The sequence below is a fragment of the Shinella sp. WSD5-1 genome, from assembly GCF_963942435.1.
Taxonomy (GTDB): Bacteria; Pseudomonadota; Alphaproteobacteria; order Rhizobiales; family Rhizobiaceae; genus Shinella; species Shinella yambaruensis.
This window is the reverse complement of sequence record NZ_OZ012596.1, coordinates 3,072,611-3,097,794: the sequence shown is the minus strand read 5'-3', so window position 1 is coordinate 3,097,794 and position 25,184 is coordinate 3,072,611. Positions and strand designations below refer to the sequence as shown.

Sequence of the window (25,184 nt, the reverse complement as noted above, 5' to 3'; positions counted from 1 at the left end):
CCTTTCGCTCAAACCATGTCGCGCACACGTCCGTAGCGGTTTTGCGCCAATGCGATGCGGAAAATCAAGGTGTGCGCCGGGAAGATCGCGATGCGCGTCAGTGCGCCGGGCGCGGCGTCATGAAGCCGGCAAGGCAGGCGCCGCGATAATCGTCCTCGGTCGGGCGCTCGTCGAAATCGAGGATGGCGAGGCCCGCCGTCGGATAGCCGAAGGGCGCGGCGGTCTCGGCGATCTCCTTGCCGACGAGGCGGTGGAAGAATTCCTCGATCATCGGATTGTGGCCGACGATCATCACGGCGCTCTCCTGCCGCTCCGCGAAGGCGAGTTCGGCATAGGTATCGACCGAGCCGGAATAGAGGGAATCGACATAGTCGATCGTCAGTTCCTCGCTGACCGAGCGGTGGAAGGGCTCGGCGGTCTGGCGGCAGCGCGTGGCGGTGGAGGAGATGATGAGGTCCGGCCGGTAGCCCTGGTCGGCCGCCTCCTCGGCGATCACCTCGGCTTCGGCAAAGCCGTCGTCGTCGAGGGCGCGGTCGAAATCCGACTGGCCGGGCCCGGCCCAGGCGGCGCGGGCGTGACGAAGGATGTAGAGCCGGAAGGCCGGCGTGCCGAGAGATGCCAAGTGTGTCCTCCATCCGCCTGCGGCAGATGATCCGTGCCGCGCTCCGACTTCATGTCCGTCCTTGCCGGAAAGATCAACCGGTTTTGCGCGCGGGCGTGTTCACGATCGTGTCGGATGCCGCCCGGTAGGCCAGCGTGTCCTCCAGCCGCTCGGGCCTTGCGAAATAGTAGCCCTGCATCATGCGGCAGCCGAGACCGCGCAGCGCCGCGACCTGCTCGTGGGTCTCCATGCCCTCGACCACGCAGACGCAGCCGATGTTGCGGGAAAGGTCGACGATCGTCTTGACGATGCTGCGGCTGAGTTCGTTCGTGGCGATATCGACGATGAAGCCGCGGTCGATCTTGATCTTGGTGAGCGGCAGCTTGTGCACATAGCTGAGGCTGGAATGGCCGGTGCCGAAATCGTCGAGCGCAATGCCGATGCCGCGCTCGGCGAAACGGCGGATATTGTCGGCGGCGAGCGTGAAGTTGCGCATGACGGCCGTCTCCGTCACCTCGATGTCGAGGCGGGCGGGATCGACGCCGCTTTGCGCGATGATCTCGAGAAGCGCATCGACCGTCCTGTTGGAGACGACATCGCGGGTCGACAGATTGACGGAGAGGCGGATGTGGTCCGGCCAGCTCCGCGCCGCCGCCAGCGCCTTCTCCATCACGAACTCGGTCAGCCGGCCGATGATGCCGGCCCGTTCGGCGGCACGGATGAAGATACCGGGCGGCACGGTGCCGAGGACCGGGCTTTCCCAGCGGGCCAGCGCCTCATAGGCGGAAATGCCGTTCGTGTCCGCGTCGACCATCGGCTGGAAGACGAGGTACATCTCCTTCTCGAAGTCGGCGGCGCGCAGCGCCTGCTGGATGCGGCCCTGCTCGTTGATCTCGGCCTCGTGCTCGGCGGAGAAGACGACCGTCGTGCCGCGAAAATTCTGCTTGGCGAGGTAGAGGGCGAAATCGGCGCGGTCGAAGAGCCGGTCGGCCGTGGTACCGGCCTCGCCGAGGATCGAGATGCCGAGCGAGCCGGAGACCCGCGCCGCCTGGCCGTTGAAGACATAGGGTTCCTGAAGCGCGGCGCAGATCTCGTCGCCGAGCGCATGGAGCCGCTCCGCGCTGGCCGGGCCCTCGAAGACGATGCCGAACTCGTCGCCGCCGAGGCGGGCCGGGAAAAGACCCCGGCCGGCAAAGGCCGTGAGCCGCTCGCCGACCTCGACGAGCAGCTTGTCGCCGATGCCGTGGCCGAACGTGTCGTTGACCGGCTTGAAACCGTCGAGGTCGATCAGGCCGAGGGCAAGGCCCGTGCGGTTCTTCTCCGCCCGCGCGATCCGCGTTTCGAGCTCGGCGCGGAACTGGCGACGGTTGGGCAGGTTGGTCAGGCTGTCGAGATTGGCGAGGCGATGGTTCTCGTCGCTGAGGCGCTGGGTTTCCGCCTGGCGCGCCGTCAGCTCCTTCTGCGACCGGATGAGGGCGCCGAAATCCCGGTAGTAGGTGAAGAGGATGAACACCATGGCGACCGTGACGAGCGCGACGTTGAGCGCGAGCGCGGTGAAGACCGGATTGCCGGAGGTGCCGAAGAAGACCGTGAACGGTCCGAGCACGATGGCCGTCAGCGCCAGCGCGGCGGCGCGCAGGTGCATCAGGCAGAAGATGCAGCCGACGACCGTGTTGGCGATGTAGAAGGCGACATGGGACTGCTGGTAGGCGTCGCCATAGGGATAGAGGCTGAGCGACCAGGCGCAGAAGCCGGCGCCGAGCAGCGCGGTCAGGCGATAGGTCGAACGCAGCCGGCCGACCGCCTCTTCATGGGTGTAGCGCCGGTTTCGGCTGAACCACCAGTGCACGAGGCGAAACAGGCTGACGGCATAGAGTGCGCCTGGAATGTAAAGGGTGAGATAGGCGGGGGCCGCGCCGAAATGGGTGATGGTGAGGGCGACAGTATTCGTCACGAGCATGAAGTAGAGCAGCGGCACCTGCTTGGTAAAAGCGGCAAGCTGCGCCTGGACGAGCTCCGGATTGCCGGATTCGATCGAAAGAATGGCCTTCGTCCTGCTGAACATCGATGCGTGCTCCTGCCCTTGCGGTTAGAGAGAAGCACGAGTTGCTAAAATAAGTCTGAATCCGCGGGCGAACAGGCTCGCGAAAGAAAATCGTCCTATCCTCCATAGCTGATCGCGAGTCCATGCCTATATTTGCGGCAGGACGACACGCGAGGCAGGCGATCCGGCGCCCTTTCGGCTATAGTGCGGGGATGTTGGTGGCCGGTTTCGCCATCCTGTTGTAATCTTGATGAAATATTCGTCTGGCAAGGTTCAAAAAAGAGGCATGCGCGAAAAACCGTGGGTAAGTTCCTGCACACTTGAAACACGCTACCCGTGGGGATATACAGCGCGCCTTGAGATGTTCTTCAGGAGAATCGCGTTGAGTGAGAAGATCGATCTTAGCAATTTCGTCCTCGACGAGGACGATGAATTCATGAACGCAAACCAGCGGGCTTACTTTCGAGCGAAGCTGAACGCCTGGAAAAACGACATCCTGCGCGAAGCGCGCGAAACCCTCGACCATCTGGCAGAAGAAAGCGCCAACCATCCGGATCTTGCGGACCGGGCGTCTTCGGAAACCGACCGTGCCATCGAACTTCGGGCACGCGACCGCCAGCGCAAGCTGATCTCCAAGATCGATGCGGCGCTGCAGCGTCTCGACGAAGGCACCTACGGCTACTGCGAGGAAACGGGCGAACCGATCGGCCTCAAGCGTCTCGACGCCCGCCCGATCGCCACGCTTTCGATCGAGGCGCAGGAGCGCCACGAGCGTCGGGAGAAGGTGTATCGCGACGAGTAAGCCTTTCCCGCGGATCCGAGGAGGTCCGAGGGCAGGGTTCGCGGTGATCGAACACCGGATGTTTCCGGTGCTGGCAGGCTTCGTGCTGCCCGGTGCCGGAAAAACGAAAATCAAAGCCGCTGGAACCGTCGTGTCTCCAGCGGCTTTTTTCTTGCGACAAGCGGGAAGGAGCCGCCTTACGCCTTGCGGTTGGCGGCGATTTCGCCGAGCAGGCGCGCCATTTCCGCTTCCGTTTCCTCGCGGCTCTTCGCGGGAGTTTGCCCGTGGCCGATCGTTGCGGCGGTCTGCGTCGGGTTGAGCGTCGGCTGGGCGGCCGTGCGGGCTGTGGTGCTCGATGCGGCCGTGCTGGCCATCTCGGCTTCGAGGATCTTTTCGAATTCGCTGACGAGGGCCGGATTGTCGGCAAGCTGGGATGTCGGCTTGGCGAGCGTCGGGTTGGCGATGGGGCGCTGCACCGCCTGGCCGGCGGTCGCCTGCGCGGTGGTCGTTGCCGTCGCCGTCGCCATGGATTGCGGCAGGACACGCTGGCGGTTCTGTTCGAGCACGTCCTCGATGCGGCGCTCCGGCGCGCGCTGCTGGAGGCCCGTCTGCGCCTGCTGGGCCGTCTGGACCGGCTGGGCGACGGTCTGTGCCGGGGTGGTGCGGGGGGCGACGTCTTCGTCGCCGGCATAGAGCACCTTGGCCATGGACGAGACGCCCTCCGGGGTTGCCGCGGGGCGGCGCTCCGCGGTGCCGGTGGTCGCCGCGACCGCGCCGGCCGAAGCGGCCGTGCGGGCCGCGTCTAGGGTCTCGGCCGTCTTCACCGGCGTTTCGTGCCGCACCGGCGCGGGTTCGGCGCGCTCGGTCTTCTGCCCGGCCCTTTCGGCGGCGGGCTGGGCGCTTTCGGCCGATGCCAGGGCGATGCGCGTCTCGATGACGATGTCGGTCGGGCCGCCGATCATCAGGAGGTGTTCCACGTCGTCCCGGCGCACCAGCACGAGGCGGCGGCGCGTGTCGATCGCCGCGGCATCGAGCACGGCAAGGCGCGGCGCGCGGTTGCGCCCGCCGCGGATGAAGGGCGAGGAGGGGCGGCCCCGGATGATCCAGAGCACCAGCGCGAGGCAGAGCAGGCCGAGCAGCACCACCACCGCGGCGATGACGAACTTCGTGCCGTTCTCTGCGAGGATCTCCTGGAACATGGCGCGGTCACTCCTTCTCGGCACTTTGGCTCGGCACTTTGGCTCGGCAGTTTGGCCTGTTGGCCGACGGGCTGCATTTGACGGCTTTTCCCGGGCTCCTACAAGCGCGGCGCACCGGTTGTCCAGCGCGTATTGCCGTCGTCATCGTCGCGCAAGTATGGCAGGCTAGGAGAATTGCCATGCCCTGGCCCGGAATATTCCCTGTGAATTCGTGGCCTTGCTTTCCCTCGACGGCTTTTTGCGCTTCCCTCGTGCGGATAAACATGATTCTGGCATCGGGTTCGGGTCAAGCGCAAGGCCCGCACTGTTGCAGACGAGGGATTGATGACGACGATGAAGCGGCCGGACGGGGATGATGTGCCGATCGTGGACCGCGGCGTGCGGCCGGCGGTGGCGCTGCGTGTGGTGCTGCTCGCGATCGTGCTGGCGGCGTCGGCCGGGGCGTTCATCGTCTTCAAGAACCAGCTCGACAACGAGCTCGTGCTCGGGGTTCTCGGCGTCCTCGCCATGGCCGGCATCTTCTTCGTCGTTTCCGCGCTGATCGGCTTCATCGAGGTCATGCCGCAGGCGACGCGCTCGGACGAACTGGCGCGCGCCTTCCTCGATTCCCATCCCGACGGCACGGTCGTCACCGACCGCAAGGGCCGCGTCGTCTACGCCAATGCCGCCTATGGCGCACTGACGGGTGCGAATGGCGCGGCCGAAGTGCTGACGCTCGAAACCCTGCTGTCACGCAATCGCGATGCGACCGAGGCCGTCTACCGCCTGACGAACGGCCTGCACGAGGGCAAGGAGGGGGCGGAGGAGTTCCGCGTCCCCAAGTCGCTCAACCCGGCTGCCTCGGGCGGTTCCGGCGCGCAGTGGTACCGCCTCAAGGCGCGCATCCTGCCGAACCGTGACAAGCCGAAACAGCCGCTCTACATCTGGCAGATCTCCAACATCACCTCCGAGCGGGACGACCAGGAGCGCTTCTTCAAGGAGTTGCAGAACGCCATCGACTATCTCGACCACGCGCCGGCCGGCTTCTTCTCCGCCGGCCGCAAGGGCGAGATCGTCTACCTGAACGCGACGCTTGCCGAATGGCTCGGCATCGACCTGGCCAAGTTCCACCCCGGCTCGCTGTCGATCGCCGAGGTGGTGGCGGGCGAGGGGCTGGCGCTCATCCAGTCCGTGCAGGCCGAGCCCGGCCTGAAGCGCACGGAAATGCTCGACCTCGACCTGCGCAAGACCAACGGCCAGAGCCTGCCGGTGCGCATCGTGCACCGCGTTTCAACGACGCGCGACGGGGCGCCGGGCGAAAGCCGCACCATCGTTCTCGCGCGCGAGGAGGGCAGCGCGAACGACCAGTCCGCCTCGATCGCCTCCATGCGTTTCACGCGCTTCTTCAACAACACGCCGATGGCGATCGCCTCGGTCGACGGCGACGGCCGGATCCTGCGCACCAATGCGCCGTTCCTGAAACTCTTCTCGGGTGTCGTCTCGCGCGACGATATCGACCGCGGCGCCAAGCTCGAGACCATCGTGCACGAGACGGACCGCCTGCGCCTGCAATCGGCGCTCGACGCGGCGAAGGACCGGCAGGGCGACATCGCGCCGCTCGATTCGCTGCACCCGGCCGATGACGGCCGGCATTTCCGCTTCTATGTGAACGCCGTCATCGACCAGAGCGACGAGGCGCCGGAGGAGGCGGCCATCGTCTATGCCGTCGAGATCACCGAGCAGAAGGCGCTCGAGACGCAGATGGCGCAGACGCAGAAGATGAACGCGGTCGGCACGCTCGCCGGCGGCATCGCGCACGACTTCAACAACGTTCTGACGGCGATCCTGCTTTCCTCCGACCACCTGCTCCTGTCCGCCCGCCCGTCCGATGCGAGCTTTGCCGATCTCATGGAGATCAAGCGCAATGCCAACCGGGCGGCCGTGCTGGTGCGCCAGCTGCTCGCCTTCTCGCGCAAGCAGACGATGCGCCCGACGGTGCTGAACCTCACCGACGTCATCGGCGACCTGCGCATGCTCGTCGACCGCATGACCGGAACCAACGTCAAGATCGACGTCGAGTACGGCCGCGATCTCTGGCCGGTGAAGACCGACCTCGGCCAGTTCGAGCAGGTGCTGATCAACCTTGCGGTGAACGCCCGCGACGCCATGCCGGAGGGCGGCACGATCACCTTCCGCACCCGCAATGTGGAGGCCGAGGAGGCGGCGGCGCGGAACCTGCGCGACCTGCCGCCGGGCGACTATGTGGAAGTGGAAGTGGCCGACCAGGGCACCGGCATTCCGCCCGAGATCATCGACAAGATCTTCGAGCCCTTCTTCACGACGAAGGAGGTCGGCAAGGGCACCGGGCTCGGCCTCTCCATGGTCTACGGCATCGTCAAGCAGTCCGGCGGCTACATCTATCTCGATTCCGAGGTCGGCCGGGGCACGACCTTCCGCATCCTCATGCCGCGCCACACCGAAGAGGCGGTGCCGGCGGAGGCGACCGGCGATGCGCGCGCGCTGCCGCAGGCGGGTGACCAGCCGGCGGCCGTGGCCACGCAGGCGGCGGACAAGGAGCCGCGCGACCTTACCGGCGGTTCGGCCGTGGTGCTGCTCGTCGAGGACGAGGAGGCCGTGCGCCGCGGCGGCAAGCGCATGCTGGAGACGCGCGGCTATACCGTGCACGAGGCCGGTTCCGGCGTGGAAGCGCTCGACATCATGGAAGAGCTGAACGGCGCCGTCGACATCGTCGTCTCCGACGTGGTCATGCCCGAGATGGACGGCCCGTCGCTGCTGCGCGAGCTGCGCAAGTCCTATCCGGACCTCAAGTTCATCTTCGTCTCCGGTTATGCGGAGGACGCCTTCGCCCGCAACCTGCCGGCGGACGCCAAGTTCGGCTTCCTGCCGAAGCCCTTCTCGCTGAAGCAGCTCGCCGAGGCCGTGCGGGAAATGCTCGACGCCTGAGCGCCTTCCCGCTCGCCGTACGCCCTCGGGGCAGAGCCACGCAAGGAAAATGAAGACCGCGTCGGCGGATGCGGCCAAGCCGCTGACAACGTCCGCAAACCTTTCCTTCGTCATGGTCGGGCTTGACCCGACCATCCACAAACCGTTGAAAAGAATGGATCCTCGGGTCAAGCCCGAGGATGACGGAGTATTGGGAGCGAGTTTGTCATCAAGCTGAACGCATCGGCAGATGCGGTTTTTTCCTTGCCCGTCGATCATGGTCAATGGTCGGTTAACCGCTTGCCGCTAGTGTCGAACCCGTATTGCGTATCGGGGCTGCCTTGCATGTGGACCAAACACCATAAGAAGCGGAAATTCGGCCGGCTGGCTCTGCCGGTAATTACAGTCGCATTCCTCTCCTACTTCGGTTATCATTCCGTCCATGGCGACTTCGGTCTCAGGGGGATGGAGGAGTTCGAACGGCAGAGAGTGACGCGCCAGGCGCGTCTGGACGTCCTCGTGCGGCAGCGCCAGACCCTGGAAAAAGAGGTGGCCCTGATGAGCGACGGCTCGCTCGAGCGCGACATGCTCGACGAAAAGGCACGCTCCTATCTCAACATGTCCAGAGCCGACGAAATCGTGATTTTCCACTGAGAAAGTCGATTAACCGAAATCTGGTTAATCGTAAATCTGCCTTACTAATCAGTGGTTTGCAAAGAATATAAGCCATGCATTTATGGCATTGCTGAGGCGGACTTTCTCCCCTATGGTTTCCTTCAAGAGGCAAACATAGGGAGGAACGAATGGCTCCGCGTAAAACCGCGTCCACGTCCAGCCGCAAAACCGCGGCAAAGCCTGCAAAGAAAGACTTCACCGGCGGCACGATTGCCGAATTCTCCAAGGAAGACGATCTTCATGCCTACCGCGAGATGCTGCTGATCCGGCGTTTCGAGGAAAAGGCCGGCCAGCTCTATGGCATGGGCTTCATCGGCGGCTTCTGTCACCTTTACATCGGCCAGGAAGCGGTCGTCGTCGGCATGCAGCTGGCGCTGAAGGAGGGTGACCAGGTCATCACCGGCTATCGCGACCATGGCCACATGCTCGCCTGCGGCATGAGCGCGCGCGGCGTGATGGCGGAGCTGACCGGACGCCGCGGCGGCCTTTCCAAGGGCAAGGGCGGCTCCATGCACATGTTCTCCAAGGAGAAGCATTTCTACGGCGGCCACGGCATCGTCGGTGCGCAGGTCTCGCTCGGCACGGGCCTCGCCTTCGCCAACAAGTACCGCGGCAACGACAATGTCTCGCTCGCCTATTTCGGCGACGGCGCGGCCAACCAGGGCCAGGTCTACGAGAGCTTCAACATGGCTTCCCTCTGGAAGCTGCCGGTCATCTACATCATCGAGAACAACCGCTACGCCATGGGCACCGCCGTCTCGCGCGCCTCGGCCCAGACGGACTTCTCGCAGCGCGGCGCGTCCTTCAACATCCCGGGTTTCCAGGTCGACGGCATGGATGTGCGCGCGGTCAAGGCCGCTGCCGACGAGGCCGTCGAGCACTGCCGCTCCGGCAAGGGCCCGATCATCCTCGAAATGCAGACCTACCGCTACCGCGGCCACTCCATGTCCGACCCGGCGAAGTACCGCTCGAAGGACGAGGTGCAGAAGATGCGGTCCGAGCACGACCCGATCGAGCAGGTGCGCGCCCGCCTTCTGGAAAACAAATGGGCAAGCGAGGACGACCTCAAGCAGATCGACAAGGACGTCCGTGACATCGTCGCCGACAGCGCCGATTTCGCGCAGGCCGATCCGGAGCCGGATGCATCCGAACTCTACACCGACATCCTGCTGTAATCCGGGGAGGGACACCAATGCCAATCGAGATTCTCATGCCCGCCCTGTCTCCGACCATGGAGGAGGGCACGCTCTCCAAGTGGGTCAAGAACGAGGGTGACGCCGTCAAGTCCGGCGACGTGATCGCCGAAATCGAAACCGACAAGGCGACGATGGAAGTCGAGGCCGTCGACGAAGGCGTGATCGGCAAGATCCTGATCGCCGCCGGCACCGAGGGCGTCAAGGTGAACACGGCGATCGCCGTGCTCCTGCAGGACGGCGAGAGCGCCGATGCCATGGCTGTGCCGAAGGCTGCGGAAAAGCAGGCCGAGGCCGCCGGCCCGAAGGTGGAAGAGGCGGAAAAGCCGACCCAGCAGGGCTCCGCCGCCGCACCGGTTCCGGCGCAGCCGAAGGGCGAAGTCGCCGCCGATCCGGATATCCCGGCCGGCACCGAAATGGTATCGACCACCGTGCGCGAGGCGCTGCGCGACGCCATGGCGGAAGAGATGCGCCGCGACGAGGACGTCTTCGTCATGGGCGAGGAAGTCGCCGAATACCAGGGCGCCTACAAGGTCACGCAGGGCCTCCTGCAGGAATTCGGCGCCCGCCGCGTCATCGACACCCCGATCACCGAGCACGGCTTTGCCGGCGTCGGCGTCGGTGCGGCGATGACGGGCCTCAAGCCGATCGTCGAGTTCATGACCTTCAACTTCGCCATGCAGGCGATCGACCAGATCATCAACTCCGCCGCCAAGACGCTCTACATGTCCGGCGGCCAGATGGGCGCGCCGATCGTCTTCCGCGGCCCGAACGGCGCGGCGGCGCGCGTCGCCGCCCAGCACTCGCAGTGCTACGCCGCCTGGTACAGCCATATTCCGGGCCTCAAGGTGGTCATGCCCTACACGGCGGCCGATGCGAAGGGGCTCCTGAAGGCGGCCATCCGCGATCCGAACCCGGTCATCTTCCTCGAAAACGAAATCCTCTACGGCCAGAGCTTCGACGTGCCGAAGATGGACGATTTCGTGCTGCCGATCGGCAAGGCGCGCGTGCACAAGAAGGGCAACGACGCCACCGTCGTCTCCTTCGGCATCGGCATGACCTATGCCATCAAGGCGATCGCGGAACTGGAGAAGGACGGCATCGACGTCGAACTGATCGACCTTCGCACCATCCGCCCGATGGACCTGCCGACGATCATCGAATCCGTCAAGAAGACCGGCCGCCTCGTCGTCGTCGAGGAGGGCTATCCGCAGTCCTCCGTCGGCACCGAGATCGCGACCCGCGTCATGCAGCAGGCCTTCGACTATCTCGATGCGCCGATCCTGACGATCGCCGGCAAGGACGTTCCGATGCCCTATGCCGCCAATCTCGAAAAGCTGGCGCTGCCGAATGTCGGCGAAGTCGTCCAGGCGGTCAAAACCGTCTGCTACAAATAAGGGGAGGGCGCCGAAATGCCGATCAACATTACGATGCCCGCCCTCTCGCCCACCATGGAGGAGGGCAACCTCGCCAAGTGGCTGGTCAAGGAAGGCGACACCGTGAAATCCGGTGACGTCATCGCCGAGATCGAGACCGACAAGGCGACGATGGAGGTCGAGGCCGTCGACGAGGGCACGGTCGCCAAGATCGTCGTTCCCGCCGGCACGGAAGGCGTGAAGGTCAACAGCCTGATCGCCATCCTCGCCGCCGATGGCGAGGATGTGAGCGCCGCCGCTGCCGGCGGCGGTTCGGCGCCCAAGGCGGACGCCAAGCCCGCCGAAGCCAAGCCGGCCGAAGCCAAGGCCGAGGCGCCGAAGGACGCGGAAAAGCCGGCTGCTGCGGCCCCGGCTGCCACCGCATCCGCAGGCCCGGCTCCGGCCAAGGACGGCAACCGCGTGTTCTCCTCGCCGCTTGCCCGCCGTCTCGCCAAGGAGGCCGGCATCGACATTTCGGCGGTTTCCGGATCCGGCCCGCACGGCCGCGTGATCAAGAGCGACGTCGAGAAGGCTGCGGCCTCCGGCGGTGCCAAGCCCGCTGCCGCCGCAGCGCCGGCTGCTGCCGCATCCGCCGCCCCGGCCGCCGCGCCGAAGGGCATGTCGGACGATGCCGTGCTGAAGCTCTTCGACGAGGGCTCCTACGAGCTCGTGCCGCATGACGGCATGCGCAAGACCATCGCCAAGCGCCTGCAGGAATCCAAGCAGACGATCCCGCACTTCTACGTGTCGGTCGACGTGGAGCTCGACGCGCTGCTGGCGCTGCGCGCCCAGCTCAACGATTCGGCGCCGCGCAGGGAAGACAAGCCGGCCTACAAGCTTTCGGTCAACGACATGGTGATCAAGGCCATGGCGCTCGCGCTGCGCGACGTGCCGGACGCCAACGTCTCGTGGACCGATACGAACATGGTCAAGCACAAGCACGCGGATGTCGGCGTCGCCGTCTCCATTCCGGGCGGCCTGATCACGCCGATCATCCGCAAGGCGGAACTGAAGACCCTGTCGGCCATCTCCAACGAGATGAAGGACCTCGGCAAGCGCGCCAAGGAACGCAAGCTGAAGCCCGAGGAGTACCAGGGCGGCACGACCGCGGTCTCCAACATGGGCATGATGGGCGTCTCGAACTTCGCCGCCGTCGTCAACCCGCCGCATGCGACGATCCTGGCGGTCGGCGCGGGCACGGAGCGGGTCGTGGTCAAGAAGGGGGAGATGGTCATCGTCAACGCGATGACGGTCACCCTCTCCACCGACCACCGCTGCGTCGACGGCGCGCTCGGCGCCGAGCTGCTCGGGGCCTTCAAGCGCTATATCGAGAACCCGATGGGGATGCTCGTCTGAGACGCTTTCCCTCCCCCTTGCGGGGAGGGTGTCCGCGCAGCGGACGGGTGGGGGTGCCGATTGGGGCAGGAACGGTGAACATGGTCTGGAATCGCGAAAAATCGAATCCGCCCAGTCGTGAAGCGGCGATGAACGCGCCGCGCCTTCGCCGCTCGATGACGGATGCGGAACGCCGCCTTTGGGCCGCGCTTCGCAAGGAATTGCCGGGCATTCCGGGAACTCATTTCCGTCGACAAGTGCCAATCGGTCGTTACGTCGCGGATTTCGTATGTCTGGGCAGGAGGCTCGTTATCGAGGTCGACGGTGAAATCCATGCCGATGCGGGACGGAAAAGACGAGATGTCGAGCGGGAGGCTTATCTTCGTGAACAGAATTTTCGCGTCATTCGTTTCCAGAACCGCGAAGTGATGCTGGATATGATGTCTGTCCTTGGAAGGATCGCCATGGAACTCCGCGGAACCACCCCCACCCCTGACCCCTCCCCGCAAGGGGGAGGGGAATATTCCGGGGGGATGCTGTGAAAACCATTCTCTGCTACGGCGACAGCCTGACCTGGGGCTACAACGCGGAAACGCTTGACCGGCACGCTTTCGAGGATCGCTGGCCGAGCGTGCTCGCCAAGGCCCTCGGGCCCGGTGTCGCCGTGATCGCGGAGGGCCTCAACGGCCGCACCACCGCCTATGACGACCATCTGGCCGATTGCGACCGCAACGGTGCGCGCATCCTGCCGACGATCCTGCACAGCCACGACCCGATCGACCTCGTCATCCTGTTTCTCGGCGCCAACGACATGAAGCCCGCCATCTGCGGCACGGCCTTCGGCGCGGTGCAGGGCATGGAGCGGCTGGTGGAGCTGGTGCGCCACCACGCCTGGTCGTTCGACGCGGCGGAAGGGCCGGAGGTGCTGATCGTCTCGCCGCCGCCGCTCTGCGAAACGGCGAACACCGCCTTCGCGGCCATGTTCGCCGGCGGCGTGGAGCAATCGGCGATGCTGGCGACGCTCTATGCGGACCTGGCGGACGAGCGCGGCTGCGGCTTTTTCGATGCGGGCTCGGTGGCCGAGACGACGCCGCTCGACGGCGTGCATCTCGACGCGCGGAACACGCGGGCGATCGGCAAGGGGCTGGAACCGGTCGCGCGCATGATGCTCGGGCTTTGACCGGGATCAAGGAGGGAAGGCGCGGGCGCGCTAGGCTGTCACCATCATCAGAAGAAGGAGATGGACATGCCGAACACCCCGCACCAACTGGCAGAGGAATTTCCGGAGCATCTGGCCAAGATCCGCCACCTGCGCGAGGTCGATGGCCACTTCCACCGGATTTCCGAGGAATACCAGGCGGTGAATCTCGCGATCCACCGCGCCGAGACGGATATCGAGCCCGTCGCCGACGTCCACATGGCCGACATGCGGAAGGCGCGGATGCGGCTCAAGGATGAAATCTACGGGATGCTGACGCGGCCGGAAAAGGTCGAAGAGCTTCCCTGAGGGGCGGAGTGCTTCCGCTCCTCGTCAAGGCCGCGGCGGCGTCAGCCGATCGCGGGCGCAGAAGAACAACAGAGGAGTGGAAGCGCTCATGTCGAATGCCTACGACGTCATCGTTATCGGTTCGGGACCGGGCGGGTACATCGCCGCGATCCGCGCGGCGCAATTGGGCCTGAAGACGGCCATCGTCGAGCGCGAGCATCTCGCCGGCATCTGCTCCAACTGGGGCTGCATCCCGACCAAGGCGCTGCTGCGCTCGGCCGAGATCTTCCACTATGCCCAGCATCCGGGCGATTACGGCGTGAAGATCGAGGGCACGGTGACGCCGGACCTGAAGGCGATCGTCGCCCGCTCGCGCGGCATCGCCCAGCGCATGAACGGCGGCGTCGGCTTCCTGATGAAGAAGAACAAGGTCGACATCATCTGGGGCGAGGCCAAGATCACCAAGCCCGGCGAGATCGTCGTCTCCAAGACGAGCAAGGCGATCCAGCAGCCGCAGGCGCCGCTGCCGAAGAACGTCCTGCCCGAGGGCACCTACAAGGCCAAGCACATCGTGATTGCCACCGGCGCCCGTCCGCGCGCGCTGCCGGGCATCGAGCCGGACGGCAAGCTGATCTGGACCTACTTTGAAGCGATGAAGCCGGAGGAAATGCCGAAGTCGCTGCTCGTCATGGGCTCGGGCGCCATCGGCATCGAGTTCGCCTCCTTCTATCGCACGCTCGGCGTCGATGTGACGGTCGTCGAGGTGATGAAGACGGTGATGCCGGTCGAGGACGCGGAAATCTCGGCGCTCGCCAAGAAGCAGTTCGAGAAGCAGGGCATGAAGATCCATCTGGAGGCCAAGGTCGCCAAGGTGGAGAAGGGCGCCAACTCTGTCACCGCCCATGTCGAGATGAAGGACGGCAAGGTCGAGAAGATCACCGCCGACCGCATGATCTCGGCCGTCGGCGTGCAGGCGAACATCGAGAATATCGGCCTTGAGGCGCTCGGCGTGAAGACCGACCGCGGCTTCATCGCCATCGACGGCTACGGCAAGACGAACGTGCCGGGCATCTATGCGATCGGCGACGTCGCAGGTCCCCCCATGCTCGCCCACAAGGCCGAGCACGAGGCCGTCATCTGCATCGAGAAGATCGCCGGCCTGCCGAACGTGCATCCGATGGACAAGGCGAAGATCCCGGGCTGCACCTATTGCCATCCGCAGGTCGCCTCCGTGGGCCTGACGGAAGCGAAGGCCAAGGAGCAGGGCCGCGACATCCGCGTCGGCCGCTTCCCCTTCGTCGCCAACGGCAAGGCGATCGCGCTCGGCGAGGACCAGGGCCTCGTCAAGACGATCTTCGACAAGAAGACGGGCGAACTTCTGGGCGCCCACCTCGTCGGGGCGGAAGTGACCGAGCTCATCCAGGGCTTCGTCATCGCCATGAACCTGGAGACGACCGAGGAGGAGCTGATGCACACGATCTTCCCGCACCCGACCATTTCGGAAACGCTGAAGGAAAGCGTGCTCGATGCCTATGGGCGTGCACTGAACGCTTGAACGTGCTAAAGCCCGCCTCCACATGAGGCGGGCTCAGGCTCTCGGAAAAATGCCGCGAACCTCTCTTTCGTCATGGTCGGGCTTGACCCGACCATCCATAAGCGTCGGAGGGGCGGGGCGAGGTTTGACAGCAGCCCGAGCCTGCCGCAGATAAGGCTGGCTCGAAATTTCGGGTCCGCAAGACAGGCGCAGAAGCCTGCTAGAAAGTGGAATCGACATGGTCACCATTCTCGACCGCACCAATCTTGATCCCAACGCTCCGCGGGTGCGCCATCCGGAAAAGGCCCATCGGCCGGATACGGAAGTGCTGCGCAAGCCGGAATGGATCCGCGTCAAGGCGCCGGTTTCCAAGGGCTACCAGGAAACGCGCGACCTCGTGCGCTCGCACAAGCTGGTGACGGTGTGCGAGGAGGCGGGCTGCCCGAATATCGGCGAGTGCTGGGACAAGAAGCACGCGACCTTCATGATCATGGGCGAGATCTGTACCCGCGCCTGCGCCTTCTGCAACGTGGCGACGGGCAAGCCGAATGCACTCGACATGGAAGAGCCGGAAAACGTCGCCAAGGCCGTCCGGCAGATGGGCCTGTCGCATGTCGTCATCACCTCCGTCGACCGCGACGACCTTGCCGATGGCGGCGCGGAGCACTTCGAAAAGGTGATCTGGGCGATCCGCGCGGCTTCGCCCTTGACGACGATCGAGATCCTGACGCCGGACTTCCTCAAGAAGCCGGGCGCGCTGGAGCGCGTCGTCGCCGCCAAGCCGGACGTCTTCAACCACAACATGGAGACCGTGCCGGGCAATTACCTGACGGTTCGTCCGGGTGCGCGCTATTTCCACTCCGTCCGCCTTTTGCAGCGCGTGAAGGAACTGGACCCGACCATGTTCACCAAGTCGGGCATCATGGTGGGCCTCGGCGAGGAGCGCAACGAAGTGCTCCAGCTGATGGACGACCTCAGGACCGCCGATGTCGACTTCCTGACCATCGGCCAGTACCTGCAGCCGACCCGCAAGCACCACAAGGTCGACCGCTTCGTGACGCCGGAGGAGTTCAAGTCCTATGAGACGGTCGCCTATACCAAGGGCTTCCTGATGGTCTCCTCCAGCCCGCTGACCCGCTCCTCGCACCATGCCGGCGACGACTTCGCCCGGCTGAAGGCTGCGCGAGAAAGAAAGCTCTCCATCGCCGCCGAGTAAAAGTCCTTGGCCAGCACGATCCGGCTGCTACATTGCCGCTTTGACCGTGGAGGACCGGATGAGCAAAGGCAGCGTTCTCGCCAGGATCGGGAATATCCTCCTGGCGCCCATTCACGCTTTGCAGATCCTTTCGGGAAACAAGGAGTTCCGCAACCCGATCCTCGGAAGCGAGCGACTGAACCGCAAGGGCCTTCACGTCTGGCGGGTGAAAACCGCCGCCAGAATTGCGGGCTGGCGCCGAAAGCGGCTTCGCCATCTCGTCACGAAGGACGAACGATCCTTCTTCGCGGCCAATGGCTTCATCGAGCGCCGTAACCTCTTGTCGGACGAGGACTTCAAGGCGCTGGTCCGCGAGGTCGAGTCCCTTGAGGCACCCGCACGCGAAATGCGCGAGGGCCGCGCCGTCACCCGCCGTATCCCCCTGACCCCGGATGTCCTGGCGAAAAACCCCGCGATAAAGGCATTCCTGAACAGTGAACGATGGACCGGCCCGATCCGTTATGTCGGCGGGTTCAATGTCGAACCGGTGCTGAGCATCCAGACTATTTTCGGCACGCCTTCGCAGGGCGCCGGCGAGATGGATCCCCAGACCGACCTGCATACCGACACGTTCCATTCCACCGCAAAGGCCTGGTATTTCCTCTACGATGTGCCGGCAGACGAGGGGCCTTTCACCTATGTCGCGGGCTCGCACAAGCTGACGCGGCGCCGGCTTGCGTGGCAGAAGCGGATGAGCATTCTGGGGTCGCGCGGATGGACCGGCGGTTCCTTCCGTATCCCGCTGTCCGCGATGAAGCGCCTCCATCTGCCCATGCCGACGAAATTCGCGGTGCCGGCCAATACGCTCGTCGTCGGCGATACATTCGGGTTCCATGCCCGGGGCTATTCCGCGCGCAGTTCCGTTCGGGTGGAATTCTACGCATCGCAAAGGCCGAATCCGTTCCTGCCCTTCGTCAATCTCGATGTCGCCCACATTCCCTTCGTGCGCGGACGCAAGGAGGTGATCGGGTGGTATCTGGAGGATTGGCTTGTGCGCCTCGGTTTGCAGCGTGAGATATGGCGACCGATCGGCCAGGCCCGTCCGCGGCCTGACATTCCTTCGAACCACACGCCGTCTTGATCTTGCCGCTCGCTGCGTCTAGAGCGTTTCCGCTTTTCTTCGAACCGCGAAAACGCTCTATCTGTTTGTTTCAACGCATTTCCGGACGGAAAACCGCTTCGCACTTTTCCTGGAAATGCTCTAACGCCGTGCGGCACGGATTGCCAACCCGCCGACGGCCGGATGTCCATGAGAAAACCCATGACTGTTTCGATCACGATCGGGGAGGCTGCCGAGCGGCTGACGACGGCGAACCGCGTGCTGGTGATCGGTTGCTCGGGCAGCGGGAAGTCGACGCTGGCGCGAAAACTCGGCGAGCGGCTCGGTTTGCCCTATGTCTCGATGGACCGCGAGATCTTCTGGCTGCCGGGCTGGACGGTGCGGCCCCGCGCGGAGGCCCTGGCGCGCCTGCAAGCGATTGTGGCGCAGGAGCGCTGGATCATCGACGGCACCAGCCCGGGCACCTTGCCGGTGCGCCTGCCGCGCACGCATCTCGTCCTCTGGCTTCGCCCGCCGCGCTGGACGTCGCTTTACGGCGTGCTCTCGCGCTGGCTGAAATTCCGCGGCCGGTCGCGGCCGGAGATGGCCGATGGTTGCCCGGAGCGGATGACGCGCGAATTCCTGACCTATATCTGGAACTTCGAGAAGACGGAGAGCCCGGAAATCGATGAGAAGCTTGCGGCATATGGCCCTGATGTGCCGGTTTGCGTGTTGAAATCCAAGGCGGAGAACCGCCGGCTACTTGCCATCCTCGCGCGGCAATATTAGCTCTCGGCCATGCCTCAGTTCGAAACCCGCCGTCCGGTCCCCCACACGCCAGAACAGATGTACGACCTCGTCGCCGATGTCGAGCGCTACCCGGAGTTCCTGCCACTTTGCGAGGCGCTGACCGTGCGCTCGCGCAAGGAGCGCGACGGCAAGGAGCTCCTGGTCGCCGACATGACCGTCGGCTACAAGGCGATCCGCGAGACCTTCACCACCCAGGTCCTCCTCAACCGCGCCGAGCGGGCGATCGACGTCAAATACATCGACGGGCCGTTCCGCTATCTCGACAACCGCTGGCGCTTCGAGGCGGCGCCGGGCGGCGGTTGCTCCGTACACTTCTTCATCGACTACGAATTCAAGAGCCGCATTCTCGGCGCGCTGATGGGCTCGATGTTCGATCGCGCCTTCCGCATGTTCACCGACGCCTTCGAAAAACGCGCTGCGGCGATCTACGGCAGCTGAACAAAACGGCGCGACCATCCGTCATTCACCCGAGGATCAACGGCCGGGAGGCGGACGATGGGTGCTGTGACGATAGGGCGCTTGCGCATTCTTGTGCTGGCTTCTTCGATGTTCGCGGCCGATGGCGCATCCGCTGAGCCCGACCTGACGCTGATGCGCAAGCCCGGAAGCTATGTGCTGCTGCTCGATGCCGACAAACGCCCGATCGCCGGCAACTACTGGCTCTCCGAAGGGCTGAAGGTGACTACGCGTTCGCGCAGCCCCGGCGCCTATCCCGAGTCGCTTCGTTACAGCGACCAGGATTTTCCGCCCGGCCGCGTCGCCAACATGTATCTGTTCCTCAACGGGAAGGAGACGGTGACGCCGGACATCAGGGCCGTGCCCGTCGGCGAGACGGCGACGGTGACGCGCAGGTTCGAGCCGCTGGGGCAACTGGCGGGAAAGGTCGAGGCGCGAAGCCTCACCTACACGCTCACCACCGTCGCGGTCATCTCCGAGGCGATGGCGGGAGCAAAACTCCTCAGCCGGATCTACGAGATCGCGCCTGTGGATCCGGCGAACAAGGAGATGGACTGGGGACGACGGGTCTATATCGAGACCCTCGACCTCGACATTTCCCGCGAGCAGGCGGCGCGCGTCGCCGACATCGAGACCGGCAAGGCCGGCAGCACGGGGGATTTCGAGGGCATCTATGCCAGCCGCGTGCTTGCGGACGACGACTATGCCGCATGCATGGCGGAGAAGCGCGCCGGCAAGGAATATCAGGACGCCGTTCGCCGCGAGCACGAGACGAACGATGCCTGGATGGCCAAGGAATACCTGGCGACGGGCGTTCCCTGGTGGGAGCAGGACGACGCGGCGGTCCGCATGGAGGCCTTGCTCGACGTCACCGGGCTCTGTCTGCCCGGAGCGGCGAAATAGCTCAGTCCGCTTCCGACAGTTCGATCAGCATTTCGAGCGCCGTGCGTACCGTCGCAAGGCGCACGGCGCTGCGGCCGATATCGCCGTAGCGCATTTCCCGGTGCAGCGTTTCATGCCCCCTGCGGGCCGCGGCGAGGTGGACGAGGCCGACCGGCTTTTCCTCCGAACCGCCGCCGGGCCCGGCGATGCCCGTCACGGCAACCGAGATGTTCGCGGCGGAATTGCCGATGGCGCCTTCGGCCATCTCGATGGCGGTCGGGCGGGAGACGGCGCCGTGCGCCTTCAGCGTCGCATTGGCGACGCCGATCATCTCGCGCTTGGCCTCGTTGGAATAGGTGACGAAGCCCCGGTCGAAGACGCTCGACGAGCCCGATATCTCGGTGATCGCGCCGGCGATGAGGCCGGCGGTGCAGGATTCGGCGGTGGCGATCAACAGGCCGCGCTCCGTGAAATCGGCGACGATTTTTCGCGCGGTGTCTTCGATGTCCTTTGGCCAGAGGCTCATGCGTCGGTTCCCCCGTAGACGACGGTGGCGGTGGCGATGGCGGCGATGCCCTCGCGGCGGCCGATGAAGCCGATCTTCTCGTTGGTCGTCGCCTTGACCGAGCAGCGGTCGATGGAGATGCCGAGGAAATCGGCAAGGTTGCGGCGCATCGCCTCGCGGTGCGGGCCGACCTTGGGCGCCTCGGCGATCAGCGAGACGTCGGCGTTCATGATCGTGCCGCCCTTTGCGCGCACGATGCCGGCGGCATGTTCGAGGAAGATGCGCGAGGCCGCGCCCTTCCATTGCGGATCGGAGGGCGGGAAATGATCGCCGATATCGCCGGCCCCGCAGGTGGCGAGCAGCGCGTCCGTCAGCGCATGCAGCGCGACGTCGGCGTCGGAATGGCCGGAGAGCGTCTGGTCGTGCGCGATGAAGAGGCCGCAGAGCGTGACGCCGTCGCCGTCGACGAGCTGGTGCACGTCATAGCCGTTGCCGGTGCGAACGTCCGGCAGGCCGTGGGAAAGGCGCTGGTCGGCCATGGCGATATCCTTCTGCAGGGTGAGCTTGACGTTGCCGGCGCTGCCTTCGACGAGATGCACGCGCACGCCAGCCCATTCGGCGATCGAGGCGTCGTCGGTGAAATCCGTGCGGCCGGAGGCGCTGGCGCGGCGGTGGGCCTCCAGGATGGTGGCGAGGTGGAAGGATTGCGGCGTCTGGGCGGCGAAGAGGCCGGAACGCGAGACGGTCTCGGCGACATTGCCGTTGGCGTCCGCCCGCTTCAGCGTGTCGGCCACCGCGACGGCCGGCAGCACGGCGCGGGCGCCGTGCTGGAAGGCGGCGAGGGTGCGCTCCAGGATGGCGGGCTCGACGAAGGGGCGCACCGCATCCTGGATGAGGACGTGGCTGACCGCGTCCGCCGGAAGGGCCTCCAGGCCGGCCAGCACGGACTGCTGGCGCGTCGGGCCGCCATGGACGACGGTGAGGCGCTCTCCGGCGGGAAGGGCGGCGGCGCGGGCCGTTTCGAACAGGGCCGCGTCATCGGGGTGTATCACCATTACGATATGCCGGGCGTGCGGCCAATTGACAAAGAGATCGAGCGTATGGGAGATGACCGGCCTTCCGCCGATGCGCCGATACTGCTTGGGGCCTTCGGCATGGCTGCCGGCCCGTTCGCCTCGCCCGGCGGCGACGATCACCACACCGCAGGATAGCGCATTTTCCGCCAGCATTTCGGTCTCGCACCTCCCGGTTCAAAGCGTTTTGAGGTGGTTTAGCCGGAAGGATGGCGCAATTCCAGCGTCCTTTGGAAAATTGCGGCGGCATGTGATTGCGGCTTGGCAAGAACGACAAGAATGGCTAAAAATAGTGCACAGACATGACTTGCTTGAAAGATGAGCATTTGACGATCCCCTCCCTGTCAGCGCCGCTCGATGTCGGCGGCCGGAGCCTTCGCAACCGGGTGGTTCTGGCGCCGATGTCCGGCGTCACGGACCTGCCGTTCCGCGATCTCGCCTGGCGTTTCGGCGCGGGGCTGGTGGTGACGGAGATGGTGGCGAGCCGCGAGCTGGCGCTGAACGCGCGGGAAAGCTGGTCGCGCATCCGCAATTGCGGCATCCGGCCCCACATGGTGCAGCTTGCCGGCCGCGAGGCGCACTGGATGGCCGAGGCGGCGAGGATCGCCGAAGGCGAGGGCGCCGACATCATCGACATCAACATGGGCTGCCCCGCCAAGAAGGTGATCGGCGGCTATTCCGGCTCGGCGCTGATGCGCGATCCCGACCATGCGCTCGGCCTGATCGAGGCGACCGTCAAGGCGGTGAAGGTGCCGGTGACGGTGAAGATGCGGCTCGGCTGGGATCATGGCTCGATCAATGCGCCGCATATCGCGGCCCGCGCCGAGGCGGCGGGAGCGGCGATGATCACCGTGCACGGGCGCACGCGCATGCAGTTCTACGAGGGCAGGGCCGATTGGGACGCGATCCGCGCGGTGCGCGACGTGCTCTCCATTCCGCTGGTGGCGAATGGCGATGTCGATACCGCGCAGGATGCCGAAGACATCCTGCGGCGTTCCGGCGCCGATGCGGTGATGGTCGGGCGCTCGGCGCAGGGCCGGCCGTGGCATCCGGCGGTGCTGGCCGGCGCCTGCGCGCATCCCTCGACGGCGGAGATCGCCGTCCTCGCGGTGGAGCACTATCGCATGATGCTCGATTTCTACGGTGCCGAGGCGGGGCTGCGCCATGCGCGAAAACATCTCGGCTGGTATCTGGAGCGTTTCGCTCCCGGCTTCACCGGCCCGGCCAAGGCCGAGCTCATGACGGCGCGCGACAGCGATTTCGTTGCCGACAGACTGGCCGAGGCGCTGCTCGCCGGCGCGGCGTCGACGCTTGGAGAGGCCGCATGACGGGCAAGCCCCAGGACCCCAATGTCGCGAAGGCGCCGGACTTGGCGCTCGCCGTGCTCAACGCCATCCAGAACCCGGTCATCCTCGTCGATGCGGGCGGGCTGATCGCCTTTGCCAACTGGGAGGCGGAATCCTTCTTCGGGGCGAGCGCCGGCTATCTCGCGCGGCACGACATTTCCACCTTCATTCCCTTCGGCAGCCCGCTCCTGACGCTGATCGACCAGGTGCGCGAGCGCAAGGCGCCGGTCAGCGAATACCGCGTCGACCTCAGCTCGCCGCGGCTCGGCGCGGAAAAGCTCGTCGATATCTACGTTGCGCCCGTGACGACCGAGCCGGGTTCGGTGGTGGTCGTCATCCAGGAACGCTCGATGGCGGACAAGATCGACCGGCAGCTCACCCATCGCGGTGCGGCCCGCTCGGTGACGGGGCTCGCCTCCATGCTGGCGCACGAGATCAAGAACCCGCTGTCGGGCATCCGCGGCGCCGCACAGCTTCTCGAAACGTCCGTCGGCGACGAGGATCGGGCACTGACGCGGCTCATCTGTGACGAGACGGACCGCATCGTCTCGCTGGTCGATCGCATGGAGGTGTTTTCCGACGAGCGGCCGGTCGACCGCGTGCCGCTCAACATCCACTCCGTGCTCGACCATGTGAAGATCGTCGCCAAGGCGGGTTTTGCGCGCAACATCAAGATCACCGAGCTCTACGACCCGTCGCTGCCGCCGGTCTTCGCCAATCGCGACCAGCTGGTGCAGGTGTTCCTCAACCTCATCAAGAACGCCTCCGAGGCGATCGGCGACCGGCCGGACGGCGAAATCCAGCTGACGACCGCCTACCGCCCGGGCATCCGCCTCTCCGTCGCCGGCACGCGGGAGAAGATTTCGCTGCCGCTGGAATTCTGCGTGCACGACAACGGGCCGGGCGTGCCGGCGGATCTCCTGCCGCATCTCTTCGATCCCTTCATCACCACCAAGACCAACGGGTCGGGCCTCGGCCTTGCGCTGGTGGCGAAGATCATCGGCGGGCATGGCGGCATCGTCGAATGCGACAGCCAGGGCTCCCGGACCACCTTCCGCGTGCTGATGCCGGCCTCCCGCGGCGTCAGCGAAGACGACGACTTTCCCAAGACCAAAGGACATGATTGATGACAGGCGCCACAGTCCTCGTTGCCGATGACGATGCCGCGATCCGCACGGTTCTCAACCAGGCTCTCAGCCGCGCGGGCTATGACGTGCGCATCACCTCCAATGCGGCGACGCTGTGGCGCTGGATCGCCGCCGGCGAGGGCGATATCGTCGTCACCGACGTGGTGATGCCGGACGAGAACGCCTTCGATCTCCTGCCGCGCATCAAGAAGGCGCGGCCGGACCTGCCGGTGCTCGTGATGAGCGCGCAGAACACCTTCATGACGGCGATCAAGGCCTCGGAAAAGGGCGCCTACGACTACCTGCCGAAACCCTTCGACCTCACCGAGCTGATCGCGATCATCGGCCGCGCGCTGTCCGAGCCGAAGCGGAAGCCCGCGCGGCTCGACGACGACACGCAGGACGGCATGCCGCTCGTCGGCCGCTCGGCGGCGATGCAGGAGATCTACCGCGTGCTCGCCCGGCTGATGCAGACGGACCTGACGCTGATGATCACCGGCGAATCGGGCACCGGCAAGGAGCTGGTCGCCCGCGCGCTGCACGACTACGGCAAGCGTCGCAACGGCCCCTTCGTCGCCATCAACATGGCGGCGATCCCGCGCGACCTCATCGAATCGGAGCTGTTCGGCCATGAGAAGGGCGCCTTCACCGGCGCGCAGAACCGCTCGACCGGCCGCTTCGAACAGGCCGAGGGCGGCACGCTCTTCCTCGACGAGATCGGCGACATGCCGATGGATGCGCAGACGCGGCTTCTGCGCGTGCTCCAGCAGGGGGAATATACCACCGTCGGCGGGCGCACGCCGATCCGCACCGACGTGCGCATCGTCGCGGCGACCAACAAGGATCTGAAACAGTCGATAAATCAAGGGCTTTTCCGGGAAGATCTCTACTATCGCCTTAACGTCGTGCCGCTGCGCCTGCCGCCGCTGCGCGACCGGGCGGAGGACATTCCGGACCTCGTGCGCCATTTCGTGCAGCAGGCGGAAAAGGAAGGGCTCGACGCCAAGCGCTTCGACCAGGAGGCGCTGGAACTGATGAAGGCGCATCCCTGGCCGGGCAATGTGCGCGAGCTGGAAAACGTCGTGCGCCGGCTCACCGCGCTCTATCCGCAGGACGTCATCACCCGCGAGATCATCGAGACGGAGCTGCGCGCCGATATCCCGGACAGTCCGATCGAAAAGACCGCGGTGCGCAGCGGCTCGCTCTCCATCTCCCAGGCGGTGGAGGAGAATATGCGGCAGTATTTCGCCAGCTTCGGCGATGGCCTGCCGCCGACCGGGCTCTACGACCGCGTGCTCGCCGAGGTGGAGTATCCGCTGATTCTCGCCGCGCTCACCGCCACCCGCGGCAACCAGATCAAGGCGGCCGACCTGCTCGGCCTCAACCGCAACACGCTGCGCAAGAAAATTCGCGAGCTGGGTGTATCTGTGTACAGAAGTTCGCGCTCTGCTTGACTTGATGGCCGCAGGCGTTGCATTTTGGCCACAATCTGTTGCTTGAGGGTAA

The 25,184-nt window shown here is 65.3% G+C and carries 23 protein-coding genes; 18 read left to right on the top strand and 5 right to left on the bottom strand.

What is annotated here, in order from left to right; translation table 11 throughout:
* Positions 1-97: 97 nt before the first annotated feature.
* Positions 98-622 carry a SixA phosphatase family protein gene (locus AABQ55_RS15350; RefSeq protein ID WP_244769669.1) on the bottom strand — a complete coding sequence of 175 codons (525 nt, stop codon included), beginning with the start codon at positions 620-622 and terminating at the stop codon, positions 98-100.
* A 73-nt stretch (positions 623-695) separates the two neighbouring features.
* Positions 696-2,666 carry a putative bifunctional diguanylate cyclase/phosphodiesterase gene (locus AABQ55_RS15345; protein ID WP_338341908.1) on the bottom strand — a complete coding sequence of 657 codons (1,971 nt, stop codon included), beginning with the start codon at positions 2,664-2,666 and terminating at the stop codon, positions 696-698.
* A gap of 361 nt (positions 2,667-3,027) precedes the next feature.
* Between AABQ55_RS15345 and dksA the strand changes: the two genes are divergently transcribed.
* A complete protein-coding gene (gene dksA / locus AABQ55_RS15340) occupies positions 3,028-3,447 on the top strand; it encodes an RNA polymerase-binding protein DksA (protein ID WP_064330228.1) in 420 nt (139 codons plus the stop codon).
* A 176-nt stretch (positions 3,448-3,623) separates the two neighbouring features.
* On the opposite strand, the gene AABQ55_RS15335 is transcribed toward dksA, so the two are convergent.
* A complete protein-coding gene (locus AABQ55_RS15335; RefSeq protein ID WP_272805618.1) occupies positions 3,624-4,625 on the bottom strand; it encodes a flagellar biosynthetic protein FliO in 1,002 nt (333 codons plus the stop codon).
* Positions 4,626-4,949: 324 nt separating this feature from the next.
* On the opposite strand from AABQ55_RS15335, the gene cckA reads away from it, so the two are divergent.
* The 14 genes from cckA (at position 4,950) to AABQ55_RS15265 (ending at position 19,648) form a co-directional block, all read left to right on the top strand.
* A complete protein-coding gene (cckA, locus tag AABQ55_RS15330; protein WP_272805617.1) occupies positions 4,950-7,568 on the top strand; it encodes a cell cycle histidine kinase CckA in 2,619 nt (872 codons plus the stop codon).
* Between the two features lie 324 nt (positions 7,569-7,892).
* Positions 7,893-8,201, top strand: coding sequence for an FtsB family cell division protein (locus AABQ55_RS15325; protein ID WP_244765317.1), 309 nt, complete (start codon positions 7,893-7,895; stop codon positions 8,199-8,201).
* 149 nt (positions 8,202-8,350) lie between these two features.
* A complete protein-coding gene (gene pdhA, locus AABQ55_RS15320; RefSeq protein WP_244765318.1) occupies positions 8,351-9,397 on the top strand; it encodes a pyruvate dehydrogenase (acetyl-transferring) E1 component subunit alpha in 1,047 nt (348 codons plus the stop codon).
* 17 nt (positions 9,398-9,414) lie between these two features.
* Positions 9,415-10,812, top strand: a complete 1,398-nt coding sequence (locus AABQ55_RS15315; protein ID WP_244765319.1) for a pyruvate dehydrogenase complex E1 component subunit beta — start codon at positions 9,415-9,417, stop codon at positions 10,810-10,812.
* A 15-nt stretch (positions 10,813-10,827) separates the two neighbouring features.
* Positions 10,828-12,186, top strand: a complete 1,359-nt coding sequence (locus AABQ55_RS15310; protein WP_272805616.1) for a pyruvate dehydrogenase complex dihydrolipoamide acetyltransferase — start codon at positions 10,828-10,830, stop codon at positions 12,184-12,186.
* 80 nt (positions 12,187-12,266) lie between these two features.
* On the top strand, positions 12,267-12,707 hold the full coding sequence (locus AABQ55_RS15305) for an endonuclease domain-containing protein (RefSeq protein ID WP_272805615.1): 441 nt from the start codon (positions 12,267-12,269) through the stop codon (positions 12,705-12,707).
* Positions 12,704-13,345 (top strand): SGNH/GDSL hydrolase family protein, encoded by a 642-nt coding sequence (locus AABQ55_RS15300; RefSeq protein ID WP_244765322.1) that lies wholly within the window; start codon positions 12,704-12,706, stop codon positions 13,343-13,345. The genes AABQ55_RS15305 and AABQ55_RS15300 overlap by 4 nt, the downstream gene beginning before the upstream one ends.
* A 66-nt stretch (positions 13,346-13,411) precedes the next feature.
* Positions 13,412-13,672, top strand: coding sequence for a YdcH family protein (locus AABQ55_RS15295; RefSeq protein WP_244765323.1), 261 nt, complete (start codon positions 13,412-13,414; stop codon positions 13,670-13,672).
* A gap of 88 nt (positions 13,673-13,760) precedes the next feature.
* A complete protein-coding gene (gene lpdA, locus AABQ55_RS15290) occupies positions 13,761-15,206 on the top strand; it encodes a dihydrolipoyl dehydrogenase (protein ID WP_272805614.1) in 1,446 nt (481 codons plus the stop codon).
* 166 nt (positions 15,207-15,372) lie between these two features.
* Positions 15,373-16,401 carry a lipoyl synthase gene (gene lipA / locus AABQ55_RS15285; RefSeq protein WP_272807468.1) on the top strand — a complete coding sequence of 343 codons (1,029 nt, stop codon included), beginning with the start codon at positions 15,373-15,375 and terminating at the stop codon, positions 16,399-16,401.
* Positions 16,402-16,606: 205 nt separating this feature from the next.
* The gene (locus tag AABQ55_RS15280; RefSeq protein WP_272807467.1) at positions 16,607-17,521 is read left to right on the top strand and encodes a phytanoyl-CoA dioxygenase family protein; all 915 of its coding nucleotides are present in this window, start codon (positions 16,607-16,609) and stop codon (positions 17,519-17,521) included.
* Positions 17,522-17,701: 180 nt separating this feature from the next.
* A complete protein-coding gene (locus tag AABQ55_RS15275; RefSeq protein WP_272805613.1) occupies positions 17,702-18,268 on the top strand; it encodes an AAA family ATPase in 567 nt (188 codons plus the stop codon).
* Positions 18,269-18,277: 9 nt separating this feature from the next.
* Positions 18,278-18,727 carry a type II toxin-antitoxin system RatA family toxin gene (locus AABQ55_RS15270; RefSeq protein WP_272805612.1) on the top strand — a complete coding sequence of 150 codons (450 nt, stop codon included), beginning with the start codon at positions 18,278-18,280 and terminating at the stop codon, positions 18,725-18,727.
* A 57-nt stretch (positions 18,728-18,784) separates the two neighbouring features.
* Positions 18,785-19,648 carry a hypothetical protein gene (locus tag AABQ55_RS15265; RefSeq protein WP_272805611.1) on the top strand — a complete coding sequence of 288 codons (864 nt, stop codon included), beginning with the start codon at positions 18,785-18,787 and terminating at the stop codon, positions 19,646-19,648.
* A 1-nt stretch (position 19,649) separates the two neighbouring features.
* On the opposite strand, the gene AABQ55_RS15260 is transcribed toward AABQ55_RS15265, so the two are convergent.
* Entirely contained in the window at positions 19,650-20,153 is a 504-nt protein-coding gene (locus tag AABQ55_RS15260) for a CinA family protein (RefSeq protein ID WP_272805610.1), read from the bottom strand.
* Positions 20,150-21,361 carry a bifunctional 2-C-methyl-D-erythritol 4-phosphate cytidylyltransferase/2-C-methyl-D-erythritol 2,4-cyclodiphosphate synthase gene (locus AABQ55_RS15255; RefSeq protein ID WP_272805609.1) on the bottom strand — a complete coding sequence of 404 codons (1,212 nt, stop codon included), beginning with the start codon at positions 21,359-21,361 and terminating at the stop codon, positions 20,150-20,152. The genes AABQ55_RS15260 and AABQ55_RS15255 overlap by 4 nt, the downstream gene beginning before the upstream one ends.
* Before the next feature lie 146 nt (positions 21,362-21,507).
* Here AABQ55_RS15255 and dusB point away from each other — a divergent pair, with 146 nt between their 5' ends.
* The 3 genes from dusB to ntrC are packed head-to-tail and all read left to right on the top strand — an operon-like array spanning position 21,508 to position 25,132.
* On the top strand, positions 21,508-22,533 hold the full coding sequence (dusB, locus tag AABQ55_RS15250; RefSeq protein ID WP_272805608.1) for a tRNA dihydrouridine synthase DusB: 1,026 nt from the start codon (positions 21,508-21,510) through the stop codon (positions 22,531-22,533).
* Positions 22,530-23,678, top strand: coding sequence for a two-component system sensor histidine kinase NtrB (locus tag AABQ55_RS15245; RefSeq protein WP_272805607.1), 1,149 nt, complete (start codon positions 22,530-22,532; stop codon positions 23,676-23,678). Before dusB ends, AABQ55_RS15245 begins: the two co-directional genes overlap by 4 nt.
* The gene (gene ntrC / locus AABQ55_RS15240; protein WP_244765334.1) at positions 23,678-25,132 is read left to right on the top strand and encodes a nitrogen regulation protein NR(I); all 1,455 of its coding nucleotides are present in this window, start codon (positions 23,678-23,680) and stop codon (positions 25,130-25,132) included. The genes AABQ55_RS15245 and ntrC overlap by 1 nt, the downstream gene beginning before the upstream one ends.
* The last annotated feature ends 52 nt before the right edge of the window (positions 25,133-25,184 follow it).

Coding starts and splice junctions, on each gene's coding strand:
- AABQ55_RS15345 (WP_338341908.1), bottom strand. CDS start 2,666: ATGTTCAGCAGGACGAAGGCCATTCTTTCGATCGAATCCGGCAATCCG.
- AABQ55_RS15335 (WP_272805618.1), bottom strand. CDS start 4,625: ATGTTCCAGGAGATCCTCGCAGAGAACGGCACGAAGTTCGTCATCGCC.
- cckA (WP_272805617.1), top strand. CDS start 4,950: ATGACGACGATGAAGCGGCCGGACGGGGATGATGTGCCGATCGTGGAC.
- AABQ55_RS15325 (WP_244765317.1), top strand. CDS start 7,893: ATGTGGACCAAACACCATAAGAAGCGGAAATTCGGCCGGCTGGCTCTG.
- pdhA (WP_244765318.1), top strand. CDS start 8,351: ATGGCTCCGCGTAAAACCGCGTCCACGTCCAGCCGCAAAACCGCGGCA.
- AABQ55_RS15315 (WP_244765319.1), top strand. CDS start 9,415: ATGCCAATCGAGATTCTCATGCCCGCCCTGTCTCCGACCATGGAGGAG.
- AABQ55_RS15310 (WP_272805616.1), top strand. CDS start 10,828: ATGCCGATCAACATTACGATGCCCGCCCTCTCGCCCACCATGGAGGAG.
- AABQ55_RS15305 (WP_272805615.1), top strand. CDS start 12,267: ATGGTCTGGAATCGCGAAAAATCGAATCCGCCCAGTCGTGAAGCGGCG.
- AABQ55_RS15295 (WP_244765323.1), top strand. CDS start 13,412: ATGCCGAACACCCCGCACCAACTGGCAGAGGAATTTCCGGAGCATCTG.
- lpdA (WP_272805614.1), top strand. CDS start 13,761: ATGTCGAATGCCTACGACGTCATCGTTATCGGTTCGGGACCGGGCGGG.
- AABQ55_RS15275 (WP_272805613.1), top strand. CDS start 17,702: ATGACTGTTTCGATCACGATCGGGGAGGCTGCCGAGCGGCTGACGACG.
- AABQ55_RS15270 (WP_272805612.1), top strand. CDS start 18,278: ATGCCTCAGTTCGAAACCCGCCGTCCGGTCCCCCACACGCCAGAACAG.
- AABQ55_RS15265 (WP_272805611.1), top strand. CDS start 18,785: ATGGGTGCTGTGACGATAGGGCGCTTGCGCATTCTTGTGCTGGCTTCT.
- AABQ55_RS15260 (WP_272805610.1), bottom strand. CDS start 20,153: ATGAGCCTCTGGCCAAAGGACATCGAAGACACCGCGCGAAAAATCGTC.
- AABQ55_RS15255 (WP_272805609.1), bottom strand. CDS start 21,361: ATGCTGGCGGAAAATGCGCTATCCTGCGGTGTGGTGATCGTCGCCGCC.
- dusB (WP_272805608.1), top strand. CDS start 21,508: ATGACTTGCTTGAAAGATGAGCATTTGACGATCCCCTCCCTGTCAGCG.
- AABQ55_RS15245 (WP_272805607.1), top strand. CDS start 22,530: ATGACGGGCAAGCCCCAGGACCCCAATGTCGCGAAGGCGCCGGACTTG.
- ntrC (WP_244765334.1), top strand. CDS start 23,678: ATGACAGGCGCCACAGTCCTCGTTGCCGATGACGATGCCGCGATCCGC.